A 5,516-nucleotide genomic window follows, 5' to 3' on the forward strand; every position below is an offset into this window, starting at 1 on the left:
CCAGTACGAACTCACCCCAGTGCTGTAGTTCATGTTCACCAGAAGGTTCTTGCAGCCCTCGATCACAAGTCCTGCATGAACCAGCTTGGTACACTCGCCGGCGACAGTGACCATCTGGACGTTCTTGTTGGGTTCGGCTTTCTTCTTCGACTTCGCCTGAGGAGCGGCTTCCACGCTGATCGTGGCTGCAAAGAAGAGTGCAATCGCGAGAGACAGCTTCATAGCATGCCTCCATCATAGCTCGGGTTTCACCTTAAACTTGCCGCCCGGTGTTGTCGATCAAACTCGCGCTATAGTCGCCTCAGCTTCTGGGAAGGCCCTGATCCGCGCGACGAGAGAAGCGTGCTAAGCTCCTGTCGCAACGAGCGTGTGTCCAATGGACGGTGCGCTCTTAAGCAGTACCATCGCGGCGCGCCATCCAACCTGTCAAGCTTTCGGCAGGCTGCATCGGCATCGATGCCGGATGCATGGGCGCATTTCAGGGAGTGACCACCTCATGTTACGACTTCTCAATCGCGCCTCCTAGCTGTCCGGTACTGTGGTTCGGGCGACCGGCCTCTCGCTTGGAGATACGGCGACCGACGTCTATGCCCTCACCGAGCAGGAGGCGCGGGACATCGTCGTCGATGCCTACGTCAACTTCTAGCCCCTCGTCACCATGGATGTGACGCCCAAGGTGTTCACGACCATCGGGCCCTGAAAGCGGCCGGGCCAGGAGTTGCCGCCAAGCGTTTCTTGGCTCAAGGACGTGCGTCAGCCATTCGAGCGTTTGATATTCCGTTTACCTTCCTCGCCGGCTTCCGGTCCTTGCAGCAGGTCACTTCCCACGAGGGGGGTTGAGTTCCGCTGTCGGCCATAGAAAGATACCCTCAGGGGGGCGCTGGAAGAGGATTGGCCAATGCGGGTGGTCGCCTTTGTCGCGTGCTTTGCAATCCTGGGCGCTGCCTTGCGCCCCGAGACACCTCTGGCGCAGGAGCAGCCTGCAAGAGCACCCGCGGCGGCCGCCACCTCGACTCCGCCGACTATGGCAGCAAACCTTGTGCCGACGCCTCTCCCTCCGACGTTCTACTCGGTCAGCCAGCTGGGCGATCATCTGTATGCGGTCCGGTGGGAACTCTCCATCGTCGGGGCGGCCATTGTCGCTGTCGGTCTCAAGGATTGGGATTGGGGCAACACCTCTGGGTTCCAGACCATCGAGGAAGGATGGTTCGCCAAGAACACCCGCCACGGCGGCATGGACAAGATCGGCCACTCGTTCTCGACCTATGTCATCGCTGATCTTCTGACCGACAGGATCCGGGCCAATGCCTCGAATCCCGCAGGCGCTCCGATCACGGCCGCGCTCCTCGCTTTCGGCATCATGGGACTGACTGAGACCATGGACGGGTTCACCGGCAGGCACCGCTTCTCGCGCGAGGACATCGTGGCGAACGGTGTCGGGGCGCTCTTCTCCGTCTTTCGGAACTCAATTCCCGGGATGAGAGAAAAGCTGGACTGGCGGTTTATGTATACGCCTGCGAGCTACGAGCGGCCGGGCATCACGGGAGATAACGGCATCCTGCCTCCGTATGAGCGCCAGCGCTACATCATGGCGCTGAAGGGCAGCGGGTTCGAAACGCTTAAAGATACACCGCTGCGTTATGCCGAGCTGCATGTCGGCTTCGATGCGCGCGGCTTCGAGGAAAAGGAGCGCGAACTTGGCTACCCCATTGAACGATCCTTCTATGTCGGGGTCGGACTGAATCTCAACGAAGTGCTCTTTGGAACAGGACCCAATCCGAATTTCGCCCGGTACAGAGACACGCTTCCGGGCTGGGCTGCCCGCAAGACGCTCGAATATATCCAGGTGCCTTACACGTCGGCCTACGTCGAAAGCCGCTTCTCGACGGTGCGCCGCGTCGGAACGACGTTCGAGGATTAGACTTGCGGAAAACGCTTGCCGCTTAGGCCCGCAGAGCCTGATGGACCCGACAAGCCGCCTTGCTGCACGAATAGGTGAGTTGGTAACCGGAGCTGGGTAGCGTAGCAGCTCGTCGCGCCGTCTGAACAAAGATCCGCTATGYCGTTCAAAGCCAATGCCGCTCGTCAGCACCGCATTCCCAAGCAGCGGTATCGGGTGGCGAATTAGGCCGAGTACGACGCCAGCCTGCGTCAGCGAGGCAGTCTCACGGTCTGGTTCTCTGAGGAGGCGATAGCCGCTTGGCGGGCCGAGCCCCGCACGACACGAGGCGGTCAGCCGCACTACTCGGCGTTGGCGATCCGGACGGCGTTGGCCCTGCGGGCGGTGTTCCGGTTGGCGCTGCGTCAGACGGAAGGCTTGATCGGCTCGATCCTCCAGCTCCTTGGCGTCGATCTGGCGGTGCCGAATCATTCGACTCCGAGCCGTTGGGCCGAAACTCTGGAGGTCCTAAGCCATATCCGAACTCAAGAAGTCCCGTCCACCTGCTTGGTGGACAGCACCGGCCTGCGGCTCTGTGGTCCCGGCGAGTGGATAGTCGAGAAGCATGGCACCCAAAGGCGCCGCTCTTGGCGAAAGTTGCACGTTGGCGTCGATGCTGCGACCGGGCAGATCCTAGCCTTGGAGTTGACGACCAGCGATGCTGATGATGGCTCACAGGTCGAGGCCTTGCTCGACCAGTTCGCGGCTCCACTTGCGTCCTTCATCGGCGATGGAGCCAACGATCAGGCCGGCGTCTACGGCACGATTGTCTCGCGCCATCCCGAGGCCGACGTCGTTGTCCCGCCCCGGTCAACGGCGGTGTCGAGTGAGATGGCAGGGAGCGCTCTGACCCAGCGCGACCGACATCTTCAAAGCATAAACGAGCATGGCCGCATCGGCTGGCAAAAGCGATCTGGGTAAAGCCGTCGCGCCTGTGCGGAGACCGCCCTCAGCCGCTTCAAACGAGTGATCGGTGACGCGCTGCGCTCGCGGACTGATCGGCATCGTGCGACCGAGATCAGCATTGCCGTTCACGCGCTAAACCGCATGCTCGAGCTTGGACGTCAGAAGTCCGTCCGAGTTGCCTGAATTCAGCCGAGCACAGGTGAAATGTATGCCTCGGCCGATCCGTGCAACACAGCCGCACAGCACGGCTGCGATCACGTTTTATCGACTGGATCGGAATTCCGTGAGGGCCCTGAGCCGCTCCCCTTGATGCTTCTCTCGGGCCTCTTAAGTCCAACTTATCGGCCACCGGGTCCCTCTGACGGGGTGCGACCTGCCCCGTGATGTCGGAGCCGATGTTTTGCGAGCGGCAATCATAGGTCTGGTCCCATGCCCGAATTCCTTTTTCTGGAATGGCTGGGAAAGCCTGCCTGGATGTGGACAGCTTTCTTAGGCTTTGTGCTCCTTCTCCTCTCCTTCGACCTCAGCGTCCTGAACCGGAAGGACAAGGAGCTTGGCGTGGCGCGCAGCCTCTGGCTCTCCGCCTTCTACATCACCATCGCAATCGTCTTCGGGGCCGCGCTCTGGTGGGCTTTCGAGCATGGCTTCATCGCCACCGAAGATGGCTCCCATGCCGGCCTCTCGTACTTCACCGGCTTCTTCATCGAAAAGTCGCTGTCGATCGACAACGTGTTCGTCATCTCGCTGATCTTTGCCTATTTCGCCATCCCACGGAAGTACCAGTACCGAACACTTCTCTGGGGGATCATCGGGGTCATTGTACTGCGTGGCCTCATGATCGCCGCCGGCGCCGCTCTCGTGCATGAGTATGCTTGGATCCTCTATGTCTTTGGGGCCTTCCTGATCCTGACCGGCATCAAGATGCTGTTCATGCCGGAGAGAAATCCAGATCTCGAGAATAACATCCTGGTGCGTACCTTGTATAAGTACATGCGAACCACCCATCGGCAGCACGAGAACCATTTCTTCGTGCGGGCGCCTCATCCAAAGACCGGCAAACTCGTGATCTGGGCGACGCCGCTGTTCCCGGCGCTGGTGGTGATCAACATTGCCGATCTGATCTTCGCAATCGACTCGGTGCCGGCAATCTTCGCGGTCACCACCGACACCTTCATCGTCTACACCGCCAACATCATGGCCATCCTCGGGCTGCGAGCGCTTTACTTTGCGCTCGCTGCGATGGTGCACCGCTTCCATTACCTGAAATATGCCTTGGCAATGGTGCTCATCTTCATCGGCGGCAAGATCTTCTGGAGCCAGATTGTGGGGAAGGTGGACCCGGCGGTGTCACTCGGCGTGACACTCGCACTAATCTTGGGTGGCATTGTTTACTCGCTCTGGAGGACCAGGAGCGAGTCAGTTGCAGCGGATCACCACTGGAGCCACTCCTGAATGGCTCCAACATTGCCGATTTGGCGCTGGTTGCGCCAGCGCCAAGCCGATCTCGAACCTGCGGCGCTTAGGTGATAGGTGACGTTGGATGAAAGACCGCCACGCCGCAGGATCCACAATTCGACAACAGCCAGTACAGTAATCGCCAGCCCGACACCCACATGCGTCCATAAGGCTTCGGTCACGTAGGAAAAGCCGAGAACCCATGGCGCCACGAGCACCCAAAGGCCAAGGGTGGCATTGGACCATTCTTCCCACTCATACAAGGCATTGATAGCGGTGATCGCTAGAATGCCGATCAGAGGACCACACACCCATGCATTCCAGAACGCCGACTCCGATTCCGTAAAGCCGATCAACCAGGGTGAAAAGAACAGGAATGCCGCCAGCAGGGCATTGACGATACTGATCGCCGACAGGTCATTTCTTTGCTTGAGCCTTACCATCGCCAAGCTCCCTTTCGAACATCATGGTCTGCCTGCCAGGCAGACACACCGGCCCCGTGCCGAGCGGGAGCCTTGTACGCGCTGTTCGAAGAGATCCCGCTGGGCGGGCCAAATTCATTCTGCGCCAAGCAGCGGGCCAGGCAAGTACGGACGCAGTTCCGACGTTCAAATCTCCGGGAGGTAAGTAGCACACTATGCAGGGTCTACTTGGCTCATTGGGAGATGCCGGTACTACAAAGAAGCTTTGGTGCGGCATCAGTTCTATGACGTATCTGTGGGACGTTGTCTTGAATGGCAGGTCAGCGTGGGCCAGTATCTTCTCAATACACACCCTTCAACGGAGAGTTCGATGCAACCGTATGAGCAGAACCAAACCGCCTATGGCACCGGCTTTACCCGGACGGCGGCTCAGGTCGACCAGGGCCTGCGCACCTTTATGCTCGGCGTCTACAACAACATGGTCCTGGGCCTTGCCATCTCGGCCCTGGTCGCACTCGGCATCAACATGCTGGCCACGACGAGCGATCCGTCTCAGGCGGTCGCCCGTATGGGAGGCGTCGGCCTGACCCAGTTCGGCGCGACCCTCTATGGCTCGCCCCTGATGTGGGTTGTGGCGCTGGCGCCATTGGCTTTCATCTTTTTCTTCTCGTTCCGTATCGACCGCATGTCGGCTGCTACGGCACGCATGACGTTCTTCGCCTTCGCGGCGGTGATGGGCGCTTCGCTCTCGACGCTTCTGCTCCGCTACACGGGCGGCAGCGTCGTGCAGGTAT

General features: G+C 59.8%; 4 protein-coding genes and 2 pseudogenes. 4 read left to right on the top strand and 2 right to left on the bottom strand.

Going from position 1 to position 5,516, the window contains the following annotated elements; all coding sequences use genetic code 11:
• A pseudogene (locus tag ACXJKO_RS29355) lies at window positions 1-222 on the bottom strand (hypothetical protein); the annotation flags it as partial.
• Window positions 223-898: 676 nt separating this feature from the next.
• On the opposite strand from ACXJKO_RS29355, the gene ACXJKO_RS29360 reads away from it, so the two are divergent.
• The 3 genes and pseudogenes from ACXJKO_RS29360 (at window position 899) to ACXJKO_RS29370 (ending at window position 4,297) form a co-directional block, all read left to right on the top strand.
• Entirely contained in the window at window positions 899-1,921 is a 1,023-nt protein-coding gene (locus ACXJKO_RS29360) for a DUF2279 domain-containing protein (protein WP_457094561.1), read from the top strand.
• Window positions 1,922-2,059: 138 nt separating this feature from the next.
• Window positions 2,060-3,028, top strand: a pseudogene (locus tag ACXJKO_RS29365) (IS5 family transposase).
• Window positions 3,029-3,274: 246 nt separating this feature from the next.
• Window positions 3,275-4,297, top strand: coding sequence for a TerC family protein (locus ACXJKO_RS29370; RefSeq protein WP_457094562.1), 1,023 nt, complete (start codon window positions 3,275-3,277; stop codon window positions 4,295-4,297).
• Here the strand turns inward: ACXJKO_RS29370 and ACXJKO_RS29375 are convergent.
• Complete coding sequence (locus ACXJKO_RS29375) at window positions 4,276-4,743, bottom strand: SPW repeat protein (RefSeq protein ID WP_457094563.1); 468 nt, start codon at window positions 4,741-4,743, stop codon at window positions 4,276-4,278. The genes ACXJKO_RS29370 and ACXJKO_RS29375 overlap by 22 nt on opposite strands.
• Before the next feature lie 349 nt (window positions 4,744-5,092).
• Here ACXJKO_RS29375 and ACXJKO_RS29380 point away from each other — a divergent pair.
• Window positions 5,093-5,516: Bax inhibitor-1/YccA family protein (locus ACXJKO_RS29380; protein ID WP_457094564.1), on the top strand; the 424-nt coding region annotated here is incomplete at its 3' end.

This window comes from Microvirga sp. P5_D2 (assembly GCF_054049475.1).